At 61.9% G+C, this 23,061-nt stretch carries 20 protein-coding genes, 1 tRNA gene and 1 pseudogene; 13 read left to right on the top strand and 9 right to left on the bottom strand.

Features of this window, described 5'->3' with window-relative positions:
• The 4 genes and pseudogenes from G7Y51_RS05775 to G7Y51_RS05760 form a co-directional block, all read left to right on the top strand.
• Positions 1-501, top strand: a pseudogene (locus G7Y51_RS05775) (shufflon system plasmid conjugative transfer pilus tip adhesin PilV); the annotation flags it as partial.
• The gene (locus G7Y51_RS05770) at positions 483-1,010 is read left to right on the top strand and encodes a lytic transglycosylase domain-containing protein (RefSeq protein WP_241160148.1); all 528 of its coding nucleotides are present in this window, start codon (positions 483-485) and stop codon (positions 1,008-1,010) included. The pseudogene G7Y51_RS05775 and the gene G7Y51_RS05770, both read left to right, overlap by 19 nt.
• Positions 1,011-1,035: 25 nt before the next feature.
• Complete coding sequence (locus G7Y51_RS05765; protein WP_206214261.1) at positions 1,036-1,629, top strand: phage tail protein; 594 nt, start codon at positions 1,036-1,038, stop codon at positions 1,627-1,629.
• A 187-nt stretch (positions 1,630-1,816) separates the two neighbouring features.
• Complete coding sequence (locus tag G7Y51_RS05760; protein WP_165175469.1) at positions 1,817-2,464, top strand: flavodoxin family protein; 648 nt, start codon at positions 1,817-1,819, stop codon at positions 2,462-2,464.
• 161 nt (positions 2,465-2,625) lie between these two features.
• On the opposite strand, the gene G7Y51_RS05755 is transcribed toward G7Y51_RS05760, so the two are convergent.
• Positions 2,626-3,204, bottom strand: a complete 579-nt coding sequence (locus tag G7Y51_RS05755) for a site-specific integrase (protein WP_241160147.1) — start codon at positions 3,202-3,204, stop codon at positions 2,626-2,628.
• Here G7Y51_RS05755 and G7Y51_RS05750 point away from each other — a divergent pair.
• Complete coding sequence (locus G7Y51_RS05750) at positions 3,109-3,993, top strand: hypothetical protein (protein ID WP_165175353.1); 885 nt, start codon at positions 3,109-3,111, stop codon at positions 3,991-3,993. The two genes, G7Y51_RS05755 and G7Y51_RS05750, sit on opposite strands and share 96 nt — an antisense overlap.
• A gap of 23 nt (positions 3,994-4,016) precedes the next feature.
• On the opposite strand, the gene ruvC is transcribed toward G7Y51_RS05750, so the two are convergent.
• The 3 genes from ruvC to G7Y51_RS05735 all read right to left on the bottom strand — a co-directional run bounded on the left by ruvC (position 4,017) and on the right by G7Y51_RS05735 (position 6,046).
• Positions 4,017-4,520 carry a crossover junction endodeoxyribonuclease RuvC gene (ruvC, locus tag G7Y51_RS05745; RefSeq protein WP_165175457.1) on the bottom strand — a complete coding sequence of 168 codons (504 nt, stop codon included), beginning with the start codon at positions 4,518-4,520 and terminating at the stop codon, positions 4,017-4,019.
• Between the two features lie 131 nt (positions 4,521-4,651).
• Complete coding sequence (locus G7Y51_RS05740) at positions 4,652-5,389, bottom strand: YebC/PmpR family DNA-binding transcriptional regulator (protein WP_165175455.1); 738 nt, start codon at positions 5,387-5,389, stop codon at positions 4,652-4,654.
• A gap of 51 nt (positions 5,390-5,440) precedes the next feature.
• Complete coding sequence (locus tag G7Y51_RS05735; RefSeq protein WP_165175453.1) at positions 5,441-6,046, bottom strand: RlmE family RNA methyltransferase; 606 nt, start codon at positions 6,044-6,046, stop codon at positions 5,441-5,443.
• A gap of 334 nt (positions 6,047-6,380) precedes the next feature.
• On the opposite strand from G7Y51_RS05735, the gene G7Y51_RS05725 reads away from it, so the two are divergent.
• From G7Y51_RS05725 to G7Y51_RS05715, 3 genes are all read left to right on the top strand, one after another.
• Complete coding sequence (locus G7Y51_RS05725) at positions 6,381-6,911, top strand: superoxide dismutase family protein (RefSeq protein WP_165175447.1); 531 nt, start codon at positions 6,381-6,383, stop codon at positions 6,909-6,911.
• A gap of 274 nt (positions 6,912-7,185) precedes the next feature.
• The gene (locus G7Y51_RS05720; RefSeq protein WP_241160146.1) at positions 7,186-8,880 is read left to right on the top strand and encodes a glycosyltransferase; all 1,695 of its coding nucleotides are present in this window, start codon (positions 7,186-7,188) and stop codon (positions 8,878-8,880) included.
• A 254-nt stretch (positions 8,881-9,134) separates the two neighbouring features.
• Positions 9,135-9,210: transfer RNA gene (locus tag G7Y51_RS05715), tRNA-Ala, on the top strand.
• 226 nt (positions 9,211-9,436) lie between these two features.
• On the opposite strand, the gene G7Y51_RS05710 is transcribed toward G7Y51_RS05715, so the two are convergent.
• Positions 9,437-10,066, bottom strand: coding sequence for a peptidylprolyl isomerase (locus G7Y51_RS05710; protein ID WP_165175444.1), 630 nt, complete (start codon positions 10,064-10,066; stop codon positions 9,437-9,439).
• Positions 10,067-10,437: 371 nt separating this feature from the next.
• Between G7Y51_RS05710 and G7Y51_RS05705 the strand changes: the two genes are divergently transcribed.
• The 3 genes from G7Y51_RS05705 (at position 10,438) to murJ (ending at position 15,434) form a co-directional block, all read left to right on the top strand.
• The gene (locus G7Y51_RS05705) at positions 10,438-11,142 is read left to right on the top strand and encodes a Bax inhibitor-1/YccA family protein (RefSeq protein ID WP_165175441.1); all 705 of its coding nucleotides are present in this window, start codon (positions 10,438-10,440) and stop codon (positions 11,140-11,142) included.
• Between the two features lie 246 nt (positions 11,143-11,388).
• Positions 11,389-13,866, top strand: a complete 2,478-nt coding sequence (locus G7Y51_RS05700) for a VacB/RNase II family 3'-5' exoribonuclease (RefSeq protein ID WP_165175438.1) — start codon at positions 11,389-11,391, stop codon at positions 13,864-13,866.
• Entirely contained in the window at positions 13,866-15,434 is a 1,569-nt protein-coding gene (gene murJ / locus G7Y51_RS05695; RefSeq protein ID WP_165175435.1) for a murein biosynthesis integral membrane protein MurJ, read from the top strand. Before G7Y51_RS05700 ends, murJ begins: the two co-directional genes overlap by 1 nt.
• A 282-nt stretch (positions 15,435-15,716) precedes the next feature.
• Here the strand turns inward: murJ and amrB are convergent, their stop codons facing one another.
• The 4 genes from amrB to G7Y51_RS05675 form a co-directional block, all read right to left on the bottom strand.
• Positions 15,717-16,619: an AmmeMemoRadiSam system protein B gene (amrB, locus tag G7Y51_RS05690; protein WP_165175432.1), complete on the bottom strand. Its 903-nt coding sequence runs from the start codon at positions 16,617-16,619 to the stop codon at positions 15,717-15,719.
• A 222-nt stretch (positions 16,620-16,841) separates the two neighbouring features.
• Positions 16,842-18,302 (bottom strand): NAD-dependent succinate-semialdehyde dehydrogenase, encoded by a 1,461-nt coding sequence (locus G7Y51_RS05685; protein ID WP_165175429.1) that lies wholly within the window; start codon positions 18,300-18,302, stop codon positions 16,842-16,844.
• A 43-nt stretch (positions 18,303-18,345) separates the two neighbouring features.
• Entirely contained in the window at positions 18,346-19,608 is a 1,263-nt protein-coding gene (locus G7Y51_RS05680) for a dihydroorotase (RefSeq protein WP_165175426.1), read from the bottom strand.
• 135 nt (positions 19,609-19,743) lie between these two features.
• Positions 19,744-20,712, bottom strand: a complete 969-nt coding sequence (locus G7Y51_RS05675; RefSeq protein WP_165175422.1) for an aspartate carbamoyltransferase catalytic subunit — start codon at positions 20,710-20,712, stop codon at positions 19,744-19,746.
• A 530-nt stretch (positions 20,713-21,242) separates the two neighbouring features.
• Here G7Y51_RS05675 and G7Y51_RS05670 point away from each other — a divergent pair.
• On the top strand, positions 21,243-22,040 hold the full coding sequence (locus G7Y51_RS05670; RefSeq protein ID WP_165175420.1) for a sulfite exporter TauE/SafE family protein: 798 nt from the start codon (positions 21,243-21,245) through the stop codon (positions 22,038-22,040).
• Positions 22,041-22,180: 140 nt separating this feature from the next.
• On the top strand, positions 22,181-23,047 hold the full coding sequence (locus G7Y51_RS05665) for a YitT family protein (RefSeq protein WP_165071443.1): 867 nt from the start codon (positions 22,181-22,183) through the stop codon (positions 23,045-23,047).
• Positions 23,048-23,061 lie beyond the last annotated feature (14 nt).

Below are 23,061 nucleotides of genomic sequence, written 5' to 3'. Positions count from 1 at the left end.
AACGCCATGCAAACGAATCTGGACATGACGGATCACGCCATTACCGGCGTGGGCGAAGTCCGGTTTACGGAGCGGGCGATCAGTACGGAAGCCTGTACCGCCGACGAGGATCAGGGTCGCGTCTTTCTGGATCGTGTGCACGGCCTCTACATCTGCCGCAATTACTCCCTGGAGATCATCGGGGATTCCGGCAACTCCGCGCTGTTCAAAAGTGCTGCCGTGGCCGTCAACGGTCAGCGCATCCCCAAGCCCGTTTGCGCGCCATCCACAGGCACGGTGCCGGCCATTTATACCGCGCCGTCCCTTGCCGAGGCCGGGCCACAAGCGCCACCGCTGACTTCACTCCAGACCTGGGCGACCTCGGTATCCGATACCGAATGGCAGGTGCATCTGCGTGTGCAGACCCCAAACAAAAAGTTGGGAGACGCGGACGGCTGGATATACCCGACGGACAGTTACGGCAGGATCATGGTGTTCACCACATGCGCGAAGCAGGAATGATAGTGTTTCTGGCGCTCCTGTGCTGTTGCGCGCCAGCTCATGCCAACACCTTGCGGGAACGTCAGCGGGCCGTGGAGCATCTCTTTGACGCGCCGTGCGCCCGCTATCAGGTGCCGAAAGCCCTGGCGCTGGCCATTGCCCGCACAGAGTCCGGCTGCCGGCCCTGGATACTGAATCTCGCCGGGCGGGACGTGCGGCCGGACTCCAGGGAAAAGGCCCTGCGTCTGGCGCGGGCCGCCCTGCACAGTGGCCGCTCCTTCGATGTGGGGATCATGCAGGTCAATGCCTACTGGATCAGAAAATACCACTGGCCGCTGGAACAGGTGCTGGACCCGGCCACCAACGTCCGGATCGGCGTATGGATTCTGGCGCAGGAGATCCGCCGGCACGGGCTGAACTGGAAAGCCGTGGCCTCCTACCACACGCCGCTGCACAAAAACCCCGAACGCGGACGGATCTATGCGCGAACCGTGTTCGGGCATGTGAAAAAGATACTGGCGGAGAAGTGAAAAATCCTCCACTGAAGGAAAAAGTATGCGAATGAACCAATTTTTCTTGTCTTTCTTTCTCCTGTTTGTTTTCCAACTGACATTTACCCCGCCGCTTGCCACAGGCGCGGATGCTACCGCTTTCAATCCCACGACGGTCGCCGTGGTTGCCAAAAATGCGGGGGGCGGCGTCCCTGTGGGAACCATCGTCGCATGGCCCGTTGCAACCAACCCTGAAGATATGGATAACTGGTTGGAATGTAACGGACAAACCGTGTCGCAGACAGCCTTCCCGGAACTGTTTGCGCTTGTGGGCGGGCGAGTTCCCGATTTGCGAGGCCTGTTCCTGCGGGGGCATGGGGGAAATTCCGCAGGGCTGGGAGCGCATCAGGGGCACGCTACAAGAAATTATAATGGTGTCGGTTATATTTGGACGGGGTTTGGAGCAGATTTACGAGCAAGTGGAGCATTCGTCTGGAACAGCTCATGGGGAATTTCAGCACCTGCCGCTTCATGGGGAGGATGGACCTGTAATCAATATCGAATTGATGTTTCTCCTGCCGCTTACGGTGTACCTGTTGCCAATGAAGTGCGCCCCGATAACCAGGCCGTCCGCTATCTCATCAGGGCTATGCCTTAGAAGCGCCTTAAAATGGCAAAAGCAATTACTCTGCGCGATGGCTGAAGAAAAAAACGGGAAAACCTGGCCGGATCAGCCGATCATTTACGATGAGGAAAAGACGGTGTACGAGGGAAGTAAGAAGTCGGCTCCCGAACGCTTTCAAGCCGGGTGTTGAACGAAAAAAACACTGAACGAGGTGAAATTTATGAGTAAAAAAATTATAGCGGTCAATGCCGGGCCACGGAAAGGCTGGAACACCGATACCCTGATCACCGAGGCATCGAAAGGCGCTGAGTCCTCAGGCGCAACTGTGGAAAAATTCGACCTGTTCCGTCTCGAAAAATATACCGGGTGTATTTCCTGTTTTGGATGCAAGAAAAACCAGAACAAAGGGCACTGCGTGTGCCGTGATGGACTGACAAAAGTACTGGATGCCATCCGCGAAGCTGACGGACTGATCATTGGTTCTCCGAATTATCTCAGCGAAATGACAGCCTCGTTCCGGGCGCTCTATGAACGGCTGGTGTTCCAAAATTTGACCTATAACAGTGAAACGCCGTGTTGCAATCAAAATCCGATCCCCGTGCTGCTGATCATGACCAGCAACGCGCCCGATACGGCTTACACGGGACTGCTGCAAAACTACCAGCAGATTCTGAACAGATTTGTCGGGCCAACGGAAACCCTGGTCAGCGGAAATACGCTCCAGCTCAAAGACTATAGCAAGCTGGACTGGCCCTGGTCGTATTTCGATCCCGAGGCGAAAAAACGCAGACATGAAACCGTATTTCCGCAGGAATGCAAAAAGGCGTATGAGATGGGGGCCGCGCTGGTTATGAAAAACATGTCTTAACAAATTGAGAATATTAACTAAATAATGTTTTACTGTCATCCAGAGATCGGGAGAACTCTTTTTGCGATTTGCATAATCCTACCACTCCCACCAGAAAGCCCCATATGCTACAGCATCGCCAAACGGGGAAAAACCTTTGGCGGCTCTGGCGTATGACGGCTTCAGACCAAAATACTTTCGATGATCGACAGCTTTTCGCTTTCCTGTCCGGGAAAGAGGTGCGCGTACCTCATCGTCATGGTGATATTTTTATGACGCATCAGCTTTTGCAGCTCCATGAGCGTGACCTGCCCAGACTGCGCCAACCACGAGGCGAAGGTGTGCCGCATGGTGTGCAGGGTAATGGCGTACAGGCTGTCGCCGTCCTCAGGGGCCAGGTTGAGCTTCCTGACCGCGGTTTGGAAGCAGGCCGGAGTTTGTTTAAACGCGGCCTTTTTCCTGGGCTGCTGGAAGATCGGTTCAGCAGACTTGCGATTGTAGGCCTGGAGCATTCTGATCATATCTTCCGGCACACGGACGAAAACCCGTTTTCCTCCTTTCTGGAGGATGTAGAGGCCGCAGGCGTTGGCGTCCACATCCTGCCCCTTGAGTTTGAACATTTCGGTAGGCCGGAGGCCGGTTCGCAGGGAAAGCAAAACCATATCGTGCAACTGCGGATGCCGCTTTTCAAGGTCATCCAGAAGAGCTTTGGCTTCATCCCGCGTGAGAAAGCGCAATCGTTCATTATTGGGCTTGACCATTTTCCATGTGCCTCCCCTGGTGGACAGGGGATTGGCGCCACTCCATGCGCCGGTAGCTATGCCCCGGTTGATGGCGGATCGCAGGAAGCTGAAAATGCAGTTTACGGTTTGACCTGCCAGAGTCTTCCGGGGCTTCGCCCTGGACACGGACTCGACAGCAACATTCTTTTTGGATTTTGTGTTGCCCTTTGGGGTAGCGAGCAGTTTCGCCTTGAGATTGGAGAGCAATCCGGCACTCAAGTCGGAAACAGGCAGATCGTGGATTTTAGCTTTGAGGTGGACGCGATACTGACTGTAGTGCTGGTCAACGTATTTCCCCTCACTGCGGCCCCATGTGAGGTAGGCGTCCACGAGCTGTCCGACCGTTACCCTGTCACGGGCTGCGGGGTCTATGCCGGTATCGGCGATTTCGGCAATGAATTTTGCCCGTTCACGTTTGGCCAATGCGGGCCGGACACCCTCACTGTGCCTGCCGACCGTTTTCCAGTGCCCCTTGCCCTGAGCATCGGTATAGCAAAAACAGTAGATGCGATCCGGCTCTCCCGTCTTGGGGTTGCGTTTCTTGGAAGACAGGCGATAGAAAACGCCTTCAAACTTTGTTTTTATGTATTTTCGGGTAGTTACGTCGTTCATGGAAGCATGATAACGGCGAATCCCTCAAAAGGGAAGATGATTATCCGTCCATTATCCAAAATGGATTTTCGGGATAAAAATGATGAAGATAATTATTTGTTTTTATTGATAATTATTGGGCTATTCATGAAAATATGTGAGATGCTTTCAAAGTGAAATTGCTCTAAAAGCAAGACGCGCTACCGCGCGGTCAGGGCCGCGAAGCGGCGCATGCTCAAATGGCAGACCGATACGGCCAGGGCGTCCGAAACATCCAGAGCCCAGGCGGCCTCTTTGACGTTGAGCAGGCGCCTGACCATAAAGGCCACCTGTTCTTTTTCCGCCCGGCCCGTGCCCACCAGGGATTTTTTGACCAGCGTGGGCTCATAGTCGCTGATGCATACGCCGTGCGCCGCGCAGGCGGCCACGGCCACGCCTCTGGCCTGGCCCAGTTTGAGCGCGCTGGCCGCGTTTTTGGCTGTAAACACCTGCTCTATGGCAGCCTCGTCGGGCCTGAAGCGGCTCATGACCGCCGTAAGCTCATGGTAAATGCGGGCCAGGCGCTCGGAAAACGCCCTGCCCGCGGAGGCCGTGCGCACAATGCCGCAGTCCACGAGCTGCAAAACGCCCGAAACTTCGCGCACCACGCCCCAGCCCGTGCGCTGCGAGCCGGGATCAATGCCTATGACGGTAACTGGCTGCATAGACGGTCCACGCTCTTGCCTTTTGTTCCGCTGTAGCCCGTAAGGGCGTACCATCGCGACCGCAACGGCAACAAGGTATTTCGGCGCAGCGATCGTAACACAGAAAACGAAGTTTTGGGTGTTACATGGTACTAATCCGTGGGCATGTCATCGGGAAAATCAACGTTCGCATACACATTCTGCACGTCGTCATTGTCGTCCAGGGCATCCATGAGCCGCAAGACCTTCTGCCCCATGTCCGCATCCACGGCCACCAGGTTCTGAGGCACCATGGCCAGCTCGGCCGACTGCATGACAATGCCCGCGGCCTCCAGAGAATCGCGCACGGCCGTGAAATCGGCCATGGCCGTGTGGATGCTCCACACGTCGTCCTCGTCCAGCACGTCGTCGGCTCCGGCTTCCAGGGCGGCTTCCATGATTTTATCTTCCGCGTAGGCGGCCTTGTCCACGCTGATCACGCCTTTGCGGTCAAACATCCAGGCCACGCTGCCGTTTTCACCCATGGCGCCGCCGTGCTTGGTGAAAAGGTGGCGCACTTCGGCCACGGTGCGGTTTTTATTGTCCGTGGCCACTTCGACCATGACCGCAATGCCGCCGGGCCCGTAGCCCTCGTAAAAGGCTTCCACAAAGTCGCCGCCCGCATCCTCGCCGGTGCCCTTGCGGATGGCGGCCTCAATTTTGTCCTTGGGCAGGTTGACGGCCTTGGCCGCGGCTATGGCCGCCCGCAGGCGGGGATTGCCTGCGGGATCGCCGCCGGTTTTGGCGGCAATGATGATTTCCTTGGCGGCCTTGGTGAAGACCTTGCCGCGCTTGGCGTCCTGGCGACCCTTGCGGTGCTGAATATTGGCCCATTTGCTGTGCCCTGACATAAAACCTCCCGAAAACCTTGAAGTAAATAAAAACGGGACTGATACTTTCGTTCAGATCTCTGCCGCGCCGCCGCAAAAGCCCAGGCCCACGAAAAAAGTTTCCTTGCTTTCGGCGCGCGAACTCTTGGGCTTGAAGGATTTGACCGAAGTAAACGCCCGGCGCATGGGCGCGAGCAACTCCTGAATGTCCGGCCCCATGAAAATCTTGACGACAAAGCCGCCGCCGCTCTTCAGTCGGGCGCAGGCCACGGCCAGGGCTTCCTGGGCCAGCTCCAGGGAGCGGGCCTGATCCGTAAAGCGCGTGCCCGTGGTGCGCGGGGCCATGTCGCTGATCACCAGATCAAAAGGGCCCAGCGCATCAAGTTTGGCCTCAAAGTCGGCCGAGCGCGCAAAGACGTCCTCCTGCATAAAGATGACCTGCGGGGGAAAAACCGTGTCCGTGCTCTGGATGTCGCAGGCCAGCACCAGGCCTTTGGAACCCACTTTTTCTGCTGCTCCCAAAGACCAGGAGCCGGGTGCCGCGCCCAGATCCAGCACTTTGAGCCCCGGTTTGAGCAGCCGGAATCTGGCGTCCAGCTCCTTCAGCTTGTAGACCGAGCGGGCCGGGTAATTTTCCCGTTTGGCCTTGAGAAAGTAATGATCGCGATATTCCTTCATGCAGACTCCAACATATAAGCCTACACTTTTTCAGGCGGTTCGCCAAGTGCCGCGAGGGCTCCCGCCCAGAGCGGACGCAACCGCCGGGCCGCCGGAACAGGCCGTGACATGCCTCGCTCCACATGAGAAAAAGGGCCGTCCATCTGCGCCAGTGGCCTGCGGAAACCTATTTGGAGGCGCAGCAGCACGCATATCTGCTGTAAAAGCAGTATGACCAGGAAAAAGATGCCATGTATTGACCGTCTTTTTAAAAAAGGATAGTCTATTTTTATATCAATAAACACATGTCGTTCGCAAATTTCCGAACGGCAGTACTACCAAGGAGAATAAATTTATGAAAAAAGCAACACTTGCCGTAAGTCTGCTGTGCGGCGGCCTTTTGATCATGGCCGGCCCAGCCCATGCGGAAACCGTCAAAACTCCCGTGAACATGATCAGCGCCGACGGCGTGGGTCAGGAAATCGGCTTCATCACCTTTGAGGACGGCGAAGGGGGCATGGACATCCTTGTTGATCTGGTCGGTCTGCCCCAGGGCCCGCACGGCATGCATATCCACCAAAACGCCACCTGCGCTCCGGCCGAGCAGGACGGCAAAATGGCCGCGGGCCTTGCCGCGGGCGGACATTATGACCCCAAGATGACCAACAGGCATGCCGGTCCCGGCAAGGGCGGCCACCTGGGCGACCTGCCGCTCATCACGGCTGACGACAAGGGCGGCGCTAAGGCCAAGCTGCATGTGGCCGGTTTGCAGACCAAGGATATCAAGGGCCGCTCTGTGGTGATTCATTCCGGCGGCGACAATTACAGCGACAATCCCCCGTTGGGCGGCGGCGGAGCCCGTATCGCCTGCGGCGTGATCAAATAAAGGGCCAAGGTTTATTTTTTGTCTGAACTCCCCGCCCGGCGCAGCAATGCGTTTGGCGGGGAGTTTCATTGCGCGCCTCCCTGCAACCCCGGCAAAAGTTGCGCAGCCTGCTCCTTCTGCCGCGTGCCGTCGCGCAAAAGCCCACGTTTTCAGCAAGGGGCGGAGAATGCGCCGGGCCTTGCGGATTGCCTGCCCGGCCCATAAATGCGCTGGGCCTTGACGGATAAATTCGCTACACTGGGCGGGTAAGACTGTTTGAAAACATGAGGCCAGCATGCCCGGTCGCCCTGCTCCTGAAATGCGTGAAAAAGCTGCTCTGCCGCGCCGTATCTGCCTGCCTGACTTTGCGGGCCGCGCAGTGAGCCTGCCCGAAGAACCCCAGGCCTGGGCAGTGGCCGGAGAAGGCGAGTACGCGCTGCTTTTGGGGCTGGGCCCCGGACGAGCGCGGGATTTGCCTTTTCTGCGGCAGCACGCCCGGGTTTTCTGGCTGGACGAACCGCTCACCCGACGCCGTTTGCAGGCGCTGCGCCCTGTTGCGGAGCGTGAACGGCTGCCTGCCAACTGGCAGGAGATTTCGCCGGATCAGGCTGTGGAACTGGCCCCGCGCTGCACGCGTTTTTTTTACCGCCCGGGGCTGAGGTTGGCCCCGGAATTCTGGGGCCCGCTGCTGGGCCGTCTGGATGCGGCGCTGCTGGCGGCAGGAGAGAAAAACCGCATTCGGCCCGGGGTCGCCACGGCGGCAGGACCGGATATTGCCCCTGCCAAGGATGCTCACAACTGCCGCGGCCCGGTTCTGTTGCCGGGCACGGACCGGCAACTGCTGCACCAGGAATTGCGCCGCGCGCTGACCGTCTGCGGCTTTGCGCCAATATGGGAACATCTCCCGCCAGAGCCCGCCAACGCTCACAATCCGGCTCATGGCAGCGGGGCGTCAGCCCAAGGGGGCGGCCAGGGGGCCTGGGAGAGCCTATGGGCCGGACGCAAGCCGGTATTGCTGCTGTCAGTCAATCTGCGCGGCCTTGACCCGGACGGTCGGCTTTTTTATTTCTGCCGGGCCCTGGGCGTGCCGGTGGCGCTGTGGTTTGTGGATAATCCCTGGCATCTGCTTTCAGCCCTGCGCCAGCCCTGGTGGCGCGAGGCTGCGCTGTTCGTGACGGACGCCGGTTTCATTCCCGGCCTCAAGGCCGCAGGGGCCAGGCGGGTTTTTCATCTGCCTTTGGCTGTCGCCCCGCATATGTGGCAAGACGTGCCGGAACAGGATGGCGAGAAAGCGGCGGGCATCGGCTGTGGGCCGCCGCTCTTTGTGGGGCGCTCAGCCTTTCCGGAACGAGAGCGTTTTTTCGCTGCGGCCCGCGTGCCCGCGGCACTGATGGCCGAGGCCGAGGCCTTGCTCTGTCAGCCCAACGGCGCCGGACCCATGCCTGATGTGCATTGGTGGCTGCAAAAGCTCCACGTCACGCTCTGGCCGGGTCACAGCGTACGCTGCGCCGGCCTGGGCGCGGAGCGTTGCGCGCTCGTCAACCGCGTCCGCTGGCTCAGGGCCGGGGCTCCCGCGGGGCTGCGCGTCGTGGGAGACAACGGCTGGCAAGGGCTGCTGCCGGGGCTGGAGCTTTTGCCGCCAGTGGATTATTATACGGTCCTGCCCCGGCTCTATGCCGCGGCCGCAGCCGTGCTCAACGTAACCAGCCTGCTTTTGCCGCAGAGCCTGAGTCAGCGCCATTTCGACGTCTGGGCTGCGGGCGGCCTGCTTTTGAGCGACCCTACGCCCGGCCTGGAAATTTTCCCTGAGGAGTTGACGCGGCCCATGACTTTGCGCGGCCCGGAAGAACTGCTTCCCCGGCTGGCGGAGCTCCGCGCCCACCCGGCCCGCGCGCATGCCTTGCGTGCGGCCTGGCGCGCTCATCTGCTCGCCGGGCATGGCTATGAGCATCGCGTGGCCCGGATTTGCGAGCTTCTGGAAATTCCATAAGCACAGCCTGCTCCCCAGCAGCTGACGCATCTGAATATTACGTGCAATAATTTTGCTATGTTCTCATAAGCGCTGGGAAGAGCCGCTTCGGCGGCGCGCACTTCGCTCCCACGAAGCCTGCGGCTTCGGGCGATGCTGTCGCATCGCCGCCAGGGCTGCCGCATACAATGCGTCAGCCCTGGCCTGCTCCCAGGAAAGACTTGACAGGCCCGCCTGTTTTGCCTAAAAAATTTTTCCGCAGTGTTTTCGTTTGTGGGGAAGTAGCTCAGCTGGGAGAGCATCGCCTTCGCAAGGCGGGGGTCGAGGGTTCAAATCCCTTCTTCTCCACCATGAATTTCAGGGGGTTAGAGCAACGCACTTTTGCTCTGACCCCCTTTTTGGCCATGCAGGAGTGCCCCCGAAAACGATGTGGGGCTGTGAGGCCGCATGAAAATTGAGAATGAGTCGCACGAGAAATGAGAACGTGCCAGAGCTTAGAGCAATTTCACTTTGAAATTGCTCTGGCGGCCGCGGGAGCGGCCGCCAGAGCGGTTGCCGTTTTCAACAGCAAACCGCTCTATTCAATGACCGTGGCTTTTTTGATGATCACCGGCGTAGTGGGCACATCTTCATAAAAACCCTTTTTGCCGGTGGCCACGCCTGCAATCCTGTCAACCACGTCCTGCCCCTTGATTACCTTGCCGAAGACGGCATAGCCCCAACCCTGGGGCGTCTGGCTTTTAAAGTCCAGAAAAGCGTTGTCCCTGGTATTGATGAAGAACTGAGAACTCGCCGAATGGGGATCCGCGGTGCGGGCCATGGCAATAGTGTATTTCCGGTTCCTGAGTCCGTTGTCCGCCTCATTGCGGATGGGCGCGCGGGCGGGCTTTTCCTTCAGCTCGGCGGTCATGCCGCCCCCCTGGATCATGAAGTCCTTGATCACACGGTGGAAAATCGTGCCGTCATAGTGCCCGGATTTGACATACTGGATAAAGTTGGCGGTGCTGATCGGAGCCTTGCGGGCATCCAGGCGCACCACAATGTCTCCCAGACTTGTCTCCAGCTTGACGGCCGGATCCGCGGACTGAGCCGGATTGGACGAGGCAGCGCGGGCGGCAGCCGGGAAGAAGGACGCAAGGCCCAGGCCAAGCGCCAGACACAAGGCCAGCCCCAGGGCCGAAAGAGCGCGCAGGCGGGGTAATTCCATGGTCAACTCCTTACATGCGACAGGTTTTTTCATGAGCGCGGCGGATCCTTCAGAGCCTGCCGTGCTGTGAGAGCATTTTCTGATTGAACGTATCCAGGTTCAATCCGCGTCAGCGAAAAAAGGCGGTTTTTTCAAGAATGATGCGGCTGTCGCTTTCGCGCCGGGAGAGCAGCTTCACTGTGCAACTGCTCTGAAACTAACACGCCCGGCAGCGGCGGGCAAGACGCGGGCACTTGCTAAACAGGAGCGGAGTCATGTAGTATGCCCAAAGGACTCCGAAAAAACGGTCTCCGCCCGGCTTCTCAGCGGAATGCCGGGGCGCGGTTTTGCGCATGTTTTGCTCAGCCATCAACAGTCTTTCTGGAGGACATATGTCACCGACTACCCGCAGTATCGCCCAGAGCGGCGTCAGCGCCGTTTCCGTCTATATGCGCCAGGTCTATCAGTGGATGACCGCGGGCCTTGCTCTGACCACGGTGGTAGCCTACGCCGTTTCCACATCCCCGGCCATCCGCGATGTGATTCTGGGCAACAGCCTGGTGATGATCGGCCTGATCGTGGCCCAGTTCGCTCTGGTCCTTGCGCTTTCCGCGGCGGTGCATAAAATGTCGGCAGGCACGGCCACAGGCCTCTTTCTGCTTTACTCTGCGCTCACCGGGGCCATGCTCTCGTCCATTTTCGTGGTCTATCCCATTGCGTCCATCGCCAATGCCTTTTTGGTGACCACAGGCACGTTTCTGGCCATGTCGGTCTACGGGGCCGTCACCAAACGGGATCTTACGGCTCTGGGCAGCTTTCTGTTCATGGGCCTGATCGGCCTGATCATCGCCATGCTGGTAAACCTGTTCCTGAAAAGCAGCATGATGGATTTCATCATCAGTTGCTTGGGCGTGCTGATCTTTACCGGCCTTACAGCGTATGACACCCAGAAGCTGCGCCGCTTCGGCGAGGCTGCGCCTTTGGATGACGGCACGGCCATCCGCCGCGGGGCGATCATGGGCGCGTTGACCCTGTATCTGGACTTCATCAACCTCTTCCTGATGCTGCTGCGGCTTTTCGGGGGCAACCGGAACTGATTGCCTGACCGGCCCATGCGGGGCGAAAAGCCTCAAGACCGGCTTTTCGTTCCGCCGTATTCTCTCTGGAGCAAGAGCCGTGAGCAAGGAGCGCGCCCGGAGCCCGAATGCCGCAGGCGTCGCAGTTGCTTCCAAAAAGAACGCGCTCCTTAGGGGCGCGTTCTTGCGACAGTTTTTGACGCGGCTTTACCGCTTGCCGCTTCTTTTGCCCCTTTTCTTGCAGAATACTGCAACAGCAGGAACAGCGTGAAAAAACGTAAAGGCAACCTGGCGCATTCCCATGATTCCCCAATCCCTGGCAGCGAAGAGCTGCTGGAATTTTTCGACCGCCAGGCCCGGCCCATGCGCCTTGACGGTCTGCTGCGCGCGGCGGACCTGCCGCGCAGGGCAAAAAAAGATCTGGAAGCGCGCCTGTCCGAACTGGCGCGGCAAGGGCGTCTGGTACGCTTGCGCGGCGGTCTCTGGACCAGGCCCGAAAGCCTGAAAAGCGTCATCGGCCGCTTCAGCGCCTTGCGCAACGGCGGGGGATTCGTGACGCCGCTGAGCATCCCGCCGGAGCAGGCCCCGGACAAAACCCGCGCTTCGGGGCGCAGCGCACGCCCGCTCGCGGCACGGGATATTTACATTCATCCCCTGCAAAGCAATGAGGCCTGGCATCAGGATCTGGTGCGGGTCATGCTGGCCCCCCGCGCTCCGGGGCGCAACGGCGGGGATTTTGGCCGCAGTCCGGGCCGCAATCCGGAAGGGCGCATCGTGGAAGTCCTGGAGCGAGGGCTCACGGAAGTGCCGGCGCATGTGCAAAGCCGCACCGGCAGGCTTTTGGCCTGCACTCCGGCGGACAGCCGCCTGCCCGCAGCCTTTCACGCGGAGCTGCCCGCGGGCGCGCCCGTGCCGGAAAAAGGCGCGCTGGTGCTGCTGGCCCCGCAGGAACGCCTGGCCTCGGATCTCTGGAGCGCGCGCTTTCTGGGCGCATACGGGCGCGAGGACGACGTGGCCGTGCAGGAGGAACTGGTCAAACTGAACCACGAGGCCCCACGCGACTTTCCCCCGGCTGTTCTGGCTGAAACCGAAGCTCTGCCCGCCGCGCCCTCGCGCAGGGATCTGGCCGGCCGCGAGGATCTCCGCTCCCTGCCCTTGGTGACCATTGACGGCGCGGACGCCAGAGATTTTGACGACGCGGTGCAGGTCGAAGCCCTGCCCGGCGGCAAGGGCTGGCTGTTGCGGGTGGCCATTGCCGATGTCAGTCAGTATGTGCCCGGCCGCAGCGCCCTGGACGCCGAAGCCCTGGAGCGCGGCAATTCCTGGTATTTCCCCCGCTCCGTGGAACCCATGCTGCCCCCGGCCCTTTCCAACGGCCTGTGCAGCCTCAAACCTCAGGAGGATCGGCTGGCCGTGCTGGCCGAGATCCGTTTTTCCCCTGACGGGCAGCCGGGCGCCACGCGCTTTGCGCTTGCCGTCATGCGTTCCGCGGCGCGCCTGACCTATGATCAGGTCAAAGCCTGCCTGCTGGACAAGGACCCGACAGCCCTGGCCGCTTTGGCTGAAAATCCGCGCGGCAAGGAAATACTGACCATGCTGGCCGAGGCGTTCCGGCTTTACGCAGTGCTGCGCGCGGCCCGCAAGGCGCGCGGCAGCCTGGATTTCGATCTGCCCGAGCCGGACTACAGCTTTGACGGGCAGGGCCGCGTGCAAAAGATCGGCTTTTGCCAGCGCCATGATGCCCACAGGCTGATCGAAGAGTTCATGATCGCGGCCAATGAGGCTGTGGCCCGGCATCTTGAGGCGTCCGGCCTGCCCTTTCTGTACCGCGTGCATCCCCGGCCCGACCCGGAGCGTTTGCAAAGTCTTTTCAGCACGCTGACAGCCACGGCCCTGGAAACCCTGCCCCCCAGACCCACGGCCGCGTCGCTTCAGGGCATTCTGGCCGAGGCCCAGGGCACGGACCGGCAATACCTGGTGGATCGGCGCTGCCTGCGGGCCATGCCCCAGGCCCGCTACCAGCCGGAAAATGAAGGGCATTTCGGCCTGGCCTCCGAGGCGTACTGCCATTTCACCTCGCCCATCCGGCGCTATGCGGATCTTCTCACGCACCGCGCCTTGAAAGCCTCACTGGGCCTGGCTCTCAGCCCCCTGCCCGCGGGGCAGAAGCTGCTGCGCATCGGGGATCGGTTGAACCGGCGCGAACGCGCGGCCATGGATTGCGAGCGTGAGCTGGCGCGCCGCCTGGCTTGCCTCGCCCTGCAAGGGCGCGAGGGCGAGCGCTTTTTCGGCGTTATTTCCGGAGTCACGGATTTCGGCCTGTTTGTGGAGCTGAGCGCCATGCCCGTGGAAGGCATGATCCGCGTGGAAGATCTGGGCGAGGACTGGTATGAGTACGACGCCCGGCAACAATGCCTGCTGGGGCGGAATTCCGGCGTGATCTGGCGGCTGGGGCAATGCCTGGAAGTCATTCTGGAAGACGTGCGCCCCGGACGCCTGGAAATCCGTTTTATGCCTTTGGAACTGCCCAGGGGCGCGAGAAAAAAAGGGCGTCGCCCCGGCTCCTCCGCTTCGCCCCGCTCCCGCAATTCACGCGCGCGTGGCGGAGAACCCGCGGGCAAGCGCGCCAAACAGGAGCGTGCAAGCGGCAAAGGCCATGCGCGGCGCGGCGCTGGCGGACCTGCCAGGCAGGGCAAGAGCCGTGCGGCGACCCGGACCAAACGCGCCGGCGGGAAACAGCGCTGATGGGAGTGCTCGCGGCGCGGCAGCGCATGGGCGCGGCGGCCCTGATTCTGGCTGCAAGCGCCATTCTCTCCCGTCTCATGGGCCTTGTGCGGGACAAGGTCATCTCCTGGCAGTTCGGCGCGGGCAATGAGGCGGACATGTACTTTGCCGCCTTTGTGGTGCCGGACATCATCAACTACCTGCTGGCTGGCGGCTTCATGTCGATCACCATCATCCCCCTGCTCTCGCGCCGTTTCGAGGAGGATGAAGCCGATGCCTGGCGCTTTTTTTCCTGCGTGTTTTTCTGGATCCTGGCCATTTCGGTTCTGCTTACCGGCGCGGGCATGCTGGCCGCGGACTCTCTGGCCCGGCTGGTGGCGCCCGGCTTTTCGCCGGAGCAATGGCAACGGCTGGCGTTTTTCATGCGGATTATTCTGCCCGCCCAGATCTTTTTTCTCTGTGGGGCCTGTCTTATGGCCCTGCTCTATTTGCGGCGGCAATTCAGCGTGCCGGCCCTGGCGCCGCTGATCTACAACGGCTGCATCATTGCCGGCGGCCTGCTGCTGCCGCATATTGCGGAAGCCAGAGGCATGACCGGCTATTGCGCGGGCGTGACCGTGGGCGCGGCCCTGGGCGCTTTTGCCCTGCCGCTGTGCGTGGCCGCCGGGGGCGGCCTGCGCCTGCGCCTTGTCTGGCGGCACCGCCTGATGCGCCGCTTTCTGATCACGGCCCTGCCCCTGATGCTGGGCCAGACCGTGATCATGCTGGATGAGCAATTTCTGCGCGTTTTCGGCAGTCTGGCGGGCGACGGCGCGGTCAGCCTGCTCAACTACGCGCGGCGCATTGCCCAGGTGCCTGTGGGCCTGATGGGCCAGGCCGCGGCCGTGGCCTCCTATCCCTTTCTGGTGGCTCTGCTCACCCAGGGCGACAAGGAGCGCTTTGATCAGACGCTGCGCACGGCCCTGCGCGCCGGGCTCGGCCTGATTATCCCCTGCGCGCTCTGGATGATGGCCTCCGCCTGGCCGATTCTGGGCGTGATCTTTCAGGGCGGCCGCTTCGGCGCGGCCGAGACCCAGGCCGCCGTGCCGCTCACGCAAATCATGCTGGCCTCCACGCCCCTGTGGATCGTGTATATGGTGCTGGTACGCGCCTATTACGCCCACGGCGACACCCTGACCCCGGCCGTGACCGGCACGATCATGACCCTGGCCTGCCTGCCGTTGTACCATTACTGGGCCGTGCCGCGCGGCGCCTGGGCCATTGGCGCGCTCTCCGGCCTGAGCGTGAGCCTCTATGTGCTCTGGCTCGCGGGCATCTGGCTGCGGCGGCAGGGCGGCGCGGCCTTTGCCGGACTTTGCGCGCTGGGCCTGCGGGCCTTTTTCTGCGCCCTGCCGGGCGCTGCGCTTTGCTGGTGGCTTTCCGCCTGCTGCCTGCGTACCCTGACGCTGCCGCCCATCTGGGCGGCCTGCGTGACCCTGGCTCTCAGCGGCTGCGTCTTTGCCCTGCTTTTTCTGCCGCTCTCCGCCATATTCGCGCCGTCCATTCTGGAAAGCGTCTGGCAACGGCTGCGCAAAAAACGCGCGGCCTGAACGCCCTGGTAAAGACGCGTTGCCGCTTTATCGTTCTCCATTCAGCGTATCTCTTTCTTCAAAAATATATTTTCAACAAGCCTCATGCTTTTTACTTATCAGCAACAGTCTTGATCATCACTCTGAAATAGAGTACTCTCTGAGTACATGAAGCCATGCCCGCCGCGAGCGTCAGCCGTTGGCGGCTGTGCCGCCTTACGGATGACGACAGCAGAGACAGGCGCAGGCGCAATTTACTTGCGCCGTTAAGCGCCGGAGCGAGCGTTTCAAAAGAAATATGCTTTAAGGCCTGTTGTCTTTGAAGGGCTCCAGCCACAGGTGCAGGCCCGCGTAGCCCACCACATGTTCCGTTTCTCCCGCGGCCGCGGCCGAGGTGTCGTGCAGGACCAGTTCCGCTCGCGGCGCGCCCAGATGTTGCGCGGCAAAAAGCGCCAGGGCCAGAGGTCCGGCCCCGCACATGCTGATGTTTTCCCGCGCGATCACGGAGAGCAGGCCATCGGGATCGCAGGCCAGGGCGCGTTCCAGGGCCAGGGCGTCTTTTTCCCTGGTGCGGCTTTCGCTTTCATAGTGGTTCATGTCCGAGCTGACGATCACGCCCGGAAGCGCGTCTTTCTGCGCGCAGAGCCTGAGCGTTTCGGCCAGGGCCTGCCCGGCCGCGCGCAAGGCCGCGGGCTGTTGCGTGCCCACGCTGATCGGCACTATGCGCAAAGGCTGCCCGTCAGCCGCCAGGCATTGCAGAAAGGGCAGCAGGACTTCAATGGAATGCTCGCCCAGATGAGAAAGCGTGTCCGGCGCGAAGCCGCCGCGGTGATCAGCAGTGCAGAGCCGGGCGGCCAAAGCCGCGTCCACGGGCATGGGCCCCAGCGGCGTGATCCACGCTCCCTGTGGCCAGACGCCCAGCGGTTCTCCCCGACCCGTATGGTTGGGGCAGAGAATGAGCAGCGTGCGCGGCAGTGGCAGCCCGCTCAAGGTCGCGCCCATGACCCGGCCGCAGTAGACATAGCCCGCGTGCGGCAGCATGGCTCCGAACAGGCGTACGGCTTCAGGGGCGACGTGTTGCCCGGCGTTTTTGCCTCTGAAGGCGACTTCGGCGCCAAGCGCAAGCCAGCCGCGAACCTCGTCCCTGAGAGCATCGGCGTCGGCCGGGTAAAAACGCCCGGCCGCCACCGGTTGACGCAGCAGCATTGTCCGTCTCCTTGCTGTGGGGCGCAGCGGCGGGGCAGATGCGCGTCCGCCGTTGCGGCCCTGCCGCCGATAGTCCCTGAAAGGGGCAGACCCTGGAGCATATTGCTTTTGAAACGCTCGCTCCGACGCTTCACGGCGAAAGTAAATTTCGCCAACGGCTGACACGCGCGGGCATGGCTTCGCCCTGCCAGAGCGTTTAGCTCATTTTATTGGCAAAACACTCTAAACCAGCCCGCCCAGCAGCGCTAAATGCGTTTCCATGTATTCCAGCAGGCCTTCGCGGCCGCCCTCGCGGCCCAGGCCGCTGTATTTCACGCCGCCGAAGGGCGTTTCGGCCGCGGCCAGGGCGGCGTCGTTGACGCCTGCCATGCCGTATTCCAGAGCATTGAGCATCCGCCAGCTCCGGCCCAGATCCCGCGTGCAAACATAAGAGGCCAGGCCGTAAGGCGTGTCGTTGGCCAGGGCCACGGCTTCCTCCTCGCTGGCAAAGGGCATGACGGCGGCCACCGGGCCGAAAATCTCGTTCTGGAAGATCTGCATGTCCTTGCGCAGACCGGTGAGCAGAGTGGGCTCGTAGAAATTGCCGCCCAGCGCGTGCGGCTTGCCGCCCGCGATCAACTGCGCCCCTTTGGCCAGCGCGTCGCGCACCATGCCGTCCACCCGCGCAACGGCCTTGGCGTTGATCAGCGGGCCCATGGTCACATCGGGATCCAGGCCGTTGCCCACGCGCAGGCCTTTGATCCGCCGGGCCAAACCTTCCGCGAAGGCTTCGTACACGCCGCGCTGGATCAGAAAGCGGTTGGCGCAGATGCAGGTCTGCCCGGCGTTGCGGAACTTGTTGGCCATAGCCAGATTCAGGGCCAGGTCCAGATCCGCGTCGTCAAAAACAATAAAGGGCGCGTTGCCGCCCAGCTCCAGCGAAAGGCGCTTGAGCGAGGGCGCGCAGTCGGCGGCCAGGCGCTTGCCCACTTCGGTGGAACCGGTAAAGCTCAGCTTGCGCACCGTGGGATTGGCCGCGATTTCGCCGCCGATGGCCGAGGCCTTGCCGGTCAGCACATTCACCACCCCGGCCGGAATGCCCGCGCGTTGCGCCAGCTCGGCCAGGGCCAGGGCGCTGTAGGGCGTGCGGCTTGCGGGCTTGATCACGATGGTGCAGCCCGCGGCCAGGGCGGGCGCGGCCTTGCGCGGGATCATGGCAAAGGGGAAATTCCAGGGCGTGACGGCCGCGGCCACGCCCACGGGTTCGTGACGGGTCAGGACTTGCGTGCCGGGCCGGAAGGCAGGCGTGACCTCGCCGCAGACCCGGCGGCATTCCTCGGCGTACCAGGGGAAATAGGACGCGCCCTGAAGGATTTCGCCGCGCGCTTCAGCCAGGGGCTTGCCTTCTTCCAGGGTGAGGATGCGGGCCAGATCGTCCAGATTTTCCCGGATGGCCCGTTCCCAGGCCCGCAGCAGGTTGCCGCGCTCCAGCGGAGTTCTGGCGCGCCAGGCCGGGTATGCGGCGGCGGCCGCCGCAATGGCGCGCCTGGTTTCCGCCGCCCCGCAGTCGGGCACCACGCCCAGCTTTTCATTGGTGGCGGGATTGCTCACGCTCAGCACGGCCTTGTTGTCCGCGTCGCTCCATTGGCCGTTGATCAGGCATTGCTGGCGGAAGAGACGTATATCTTTCAATGTGTCGGGCATAGGGCACCTTGCTTCAATGGTTGGCGTTGAGTCATGGATGCGTTCAGAACAGGCGCGCGCCGCCGAGCCAATGGTGCTTGACGCGGCCGCGCAACGTCTGCCCCAGAAAGGGAGTGTTGCGGCTTTTGGAAAACATGGTTTCCGGGCCGGGGATCCAGGTCTCGTCCGGATCCAGCAGAAAGAAATCCGCGGGATCGCCCGGGGCAAAGCCGTTCCAGGGCAAATGAAAAATTTCGGCCGGGCTCCGGCACCAGAGGCGTTGCAGATCCGCCTCGCTCAGCACGCCCTGGGCCACCAGGCTCCAGGTCAGGCTGACGGCCAGATCCAGGCCGCTAAGCCCGCAAGGGGCCTCATCCAGCGTGCTTTCCTTTTCCTGGGCCGCGTGCGGGGCGTGATCCGTGACCAGAATGTCGATCAGCCCGTCTTTGACCGCGCGGCGCAGGGCTTCGCGATCCTCGGGCGCGCGCAGGGGCGGGCTGACTTTGGCCGCGGTGTTGTAGCCCTCCAGCGCGCTTTCGTCCAAAAGCAGGTAATGGGGGCAGGTCTCGGCGCTGACTTTCACGCCGCGCGCCTTGGCCCAGGCGATCACCTCCAGGGTCAGCCTGCTGGAAACATGGGCGATATGCACCGGCACATGGAGGTATTCGGCCAGCATGACGTCGCGCGCGGCCTGCACGGCCTCGCCCACGCCGGGTTGCCCCTTGACGCCCAGCAAGCCGCTGGCCGGGCCTTCGTTCATCAGCCAGCCCCTGCCCAGCCAGGGATCCTCGCAGTGATCAATGAGAATCAGGCCCAAATCGGCCGCGTATTCCATGATACGGCGCAGAAGTTCCGTATTTTCCAGGGGGCGGCCGTCATTGGAAACCGCAACGCAGCCCGCTTCCCTGAGTTCGGCCAGGGGGGCCATTTCTTCGCCCCTGAGGCCCACGCTGGCCGCCGCAACAGGATACAGGCGCGGGCCGTGCGGGTGACTGCTCCGCGCCCGGTCGAGCATGAAGCGCGTCACGCTGGCCGTATCGTTGACCGGCCTGGTGTTGGCCATGCACAGCACCGCGCCAAAGCCCCCGTGGGCCGCTGCGGCAAGGCCGGAGGCAATATCCTCCTTGTATTCAAAGCCCGGCTCGCGCAAATGGACATGCGCGTCGATCAGACTGGGCATCAGCACAAGCCCGCGCGCGTCGAAAACTTCGCAGCCCTCGGGCGCGGGATGATGGCCGGCCGGGGTCATGGTCAGAATTTCTGCCCCGTGTACAAGCAAATCCACCGGCGCTTCCAGGTGGCGGGCGTTTTTGATGCAGAGCGTCATGCCTTGTTTCCTCCGAATGTTGACAAAGCCCGCTGCGGGAGCTGCCAGACTGTTTGAGCGGCGACCGCGCCCGCAATTCAGGCGTGTGGCCGCGCCGGGCGGCGCAACCGTCGCGCCTGCGGGCCTGCCGCCGGGTCAGCAGTTTCCCTCTTGCTCTCCTGCCGCGTCGCGCCTGGCCAGCAGATAGAGCACGGCCATGCGCGTGGCCACGCCCGCGGCCACCTGGTTGAGCACCAGGCTGGCGGGCGCGTCGGCTATTTCAGGGGAGATTTCCAGACCCCGGTTCAAGGGGCCGGGGTGCAGCACTTTGGCATCGGGCCGAGCCAGGGCCAGATGCGCCGGGCCCAGGCAGAAGCGGCGCGAGTATTCGGCCAGATCCGGCAAGAGCCCGGCCTGCTGGCGTTCCAGTTGCAGGCGCAGGCACATGACCGCGTCCACGTCGCGCACGGCGCTGCGCAGATCGCAAAAGACCTCCACCGGCCAGGTTTCCACGCCCGCGGGCAGCAGGGTGCGCGGCGCGCAGAGCCGGACCTTGACCCCAAGCAGGCTGAGCAGATGCACATTGGAGCGGGCCACCCGGCTGTGCGCGATGTCGCCCAGAATCAACAGGCTGCGTCCGGCGAAGTCGTCGCCCCAGGTCTCGCGCAGGCTGAAGCAGTCCAGAAGGGCCTGGGTGGGGTGGGCGTGCCAGCCGTCGCCCCCGTTGACGATGCCGCAGGGCAGCAGATCGGCCAGAAAGGCCGCCGCGCCGCTGCTGGAGTGGCGGATCACGATCACGTCCGGCCCCATGGCCTGCAAGGTCAGGGCCGTGTCCTTGAGGCTTTCGCCCTTGTTCAGGCTGGAGCCGGTTCTGGCAAGGGAATAGGTATCGGCGGACAGGCGCTTGCCCGCCACGTCAAAGGAAGTTTTGGTGCGGGTGCTGTTTTCCACAAAAAAAAGCACCACGGTCTTGCCCTTGAGCGTGGGCACCTTCTTGATGGGGCGGCGGTTGATTTCCCGGAAGCGGGCGGCCAGATCCAGCACATGCAGCACGTCCTCCCTGCTCAACTGGGTGACGTCCAGCAGATCCTTGTGAGGCCAGTGATAGCGGTTGTCGGTAGTCATGGGCGCGGGCCCTCGCGGTTAAAAAAAAGCCCCGCTGGCGTCAACGGGGAAAATGAAAAACAAACAGCTCGCGGACCCGGAAATGCCGAAGCATCCGGCCGTTCCGGCATGTTTCGGTCTGGGCCCGGAAATTTTCGGCAGATGCGCTTCAAACGGCTTCATGCCAAAAATGTTAGGCGCGCTGCGGAGCTTTGTAAAGAAAAAAGTCTGTTGACGCTGGGAAGGGCTTTGACTAGAACTTATCTTACAAATCGCCCTCTGGACGATGTATGCGGGGCACTTCGCCAAAAAACGCGGTTTTCGGCTCGTTCCCGGCGGCTATGCCGCCGCGTCAGGCTCTCGCCTGACAGGAGAAGTCATTCCTGCAATGACTTCCAGGAAACGGAAGGCTTTGTGCCGGTCTGGCCGGGTGCGTCGCAAATCACCCGGCGCGGGCTGCACAGCGCGTATTCCCGGAGCGTTTTTTCCGGATGCTTCCGATGAAAAGCGGACAGGTTCCGGCCCCTTTTTCACATTTTCAGGAGACATCCATGCTACTTTCTCTTGCGGTCTATCTTTGCTGTGGCGCGGTGGCGGGCGTGCTGGCCGGGCTTCTGGGCGTGGGCGGCGGCATTGTGATCGTGCCCATGCTGGTGGCCATCTTTCCTTCCCAGGGCGTGCCGCCGCAGTATGTGCAGCAGCTGGCCCTGGGCACCTCGCTGGCCAGCATCGTGATCACTTCCATTTCCAGCGCCCGCGCCCACAACGCGCGGGGGGCCGTGCACTGGGACATTTTCCGCAACATCACGCCGGGCATCCTGCTGGGCACCTTTGCGGGCGGCCTGGTGGCCACGCACATGCCCACGCTTTTTCTGAAGATATTCTTCATCTGCTTTCTGATGGTGGTTTCGGCTCAGATGCTTTCCAACTACCGGCCCCCGGCCAGCCGCAATATGCCCGGCTTTCCCGGCACCAGCGCCGCGGGAACGGGCATCGGCCTGATTTCGAGCTTTGTGGGCATCGGCGGCGGCACGCTCTCCGTGCCTTTCATGAGTTTTTGCAATGTTCCCCTGCATGAAGCGGTGGGCACCTCGGCGGCCATCGGCTTTCCCATTGCCGTGGCAGGCTCTCTGAGTTACATCATCGGCGGCTGGGGGCGGCCGGATCTGCCCGCGTACACCCTGGGTTTCGTGCATCTCTGGGCCCTGTTGGGCATTGCCGTGGCCAGTTATCTCACGGCCCCGCTGGGGGCCCGGCTTTCCCACTCCCTGCCCACGGCCAAACTCAAGCGCGCTTTTGCCGTTTTTCTGATCATCGTGGCCATGAAAATGCTCTGGGGCATCCTGTAGGGTTCCCGTAGGGGGCCCGCGCAAAAAGCGCGGCTTCACGGCACAGGGCGCGGCAATCCGCCTTCCCGCCGCTTTGCTGCCCGCGGCATGGACCGGATCCGAAAAGCTGCCTGCCCTTTTGCGGGCGCACAAGAGAGAAGATGAAGCTGTATACCTATAATCGCCGGCTGGCCGAATCCGTCTGGTGGAATCTGCTCTGGCTCACGCTGGGCGCGCTGCTGGTGACCGTCTGCATTCAGAGCGTGGCCGCGCCGCACGACTTTCTGGCCGGGGGCATTCTGGGCGTGGCGCTGCTGATCTGGTACTGCACGGATCTGCTCACGCCCCTGAGCTGGTATCTGCTGCTCTCCGTGCCGATCTGCGTATGGGGCTGGTTTTTCGTGGGGCGGCGTTTTTTGCTCTATACGGCCTACGGCACGGTCTGCACCTTTGTGTTCGGCATGTTCATCACCTTCCGGATACCCGTGGACAACGAGCTTTACGCCGCTGTGGTGGCCGGGGTGCTGCACGGCGCGGGCGTGGGCATCATGCTGCGCACCCTGGGCAGCGGCGGCGGCACGGACATTATTGCCGTGGCCCTGAAAGAGCGCTGGAACATCCCCATCGGCCAGTTCAGTTTCGGGGTCAACGCCCTGATTTTCATGATCGGCGCGTTCCGCCTTTCGCTGGATCTGATCGTGGCTTCCATGATCATGATGTTCATTTCCGCCAATACCCTGGAATATGTGCTGGGCATGTTCAACCGGCGCAAGCTGGTGCTGATCATTTCCGATCACGGCGAGGAAATCGGCGAGGGCATTCTGGTCAGCGAGCGTTTCGGGGCCACCATGCTGCGGGGCAAGGGGGCCTATTCCGGCTCGGATCGCGAAATTCTGCTCACCGTGACCAACAATGTGGCTCTCAAGCGTTTGGAAAATCTGGTCTATGCCATTGATCCTCATGCGCTCTTCATCGTGGAAAATACGTTTTACGTCTCCGGCGGCCAGTTTGCCCGCAGAAGTTATTGAGACCAGCGGGCGGG

Source organism: Desulfovibrio sp. ZJ369, from assembly GCF_011039085.1.
Taxonomy (GTDB): Bacteria; Desulfobacterota; Desulfovibrionia; order Desulfovibrionales; family Desulfovibrionaceae; genus Desulfovibrio.
This window is presented reverse-complemented; position numbering and strand designations above follow the sequence as displayed.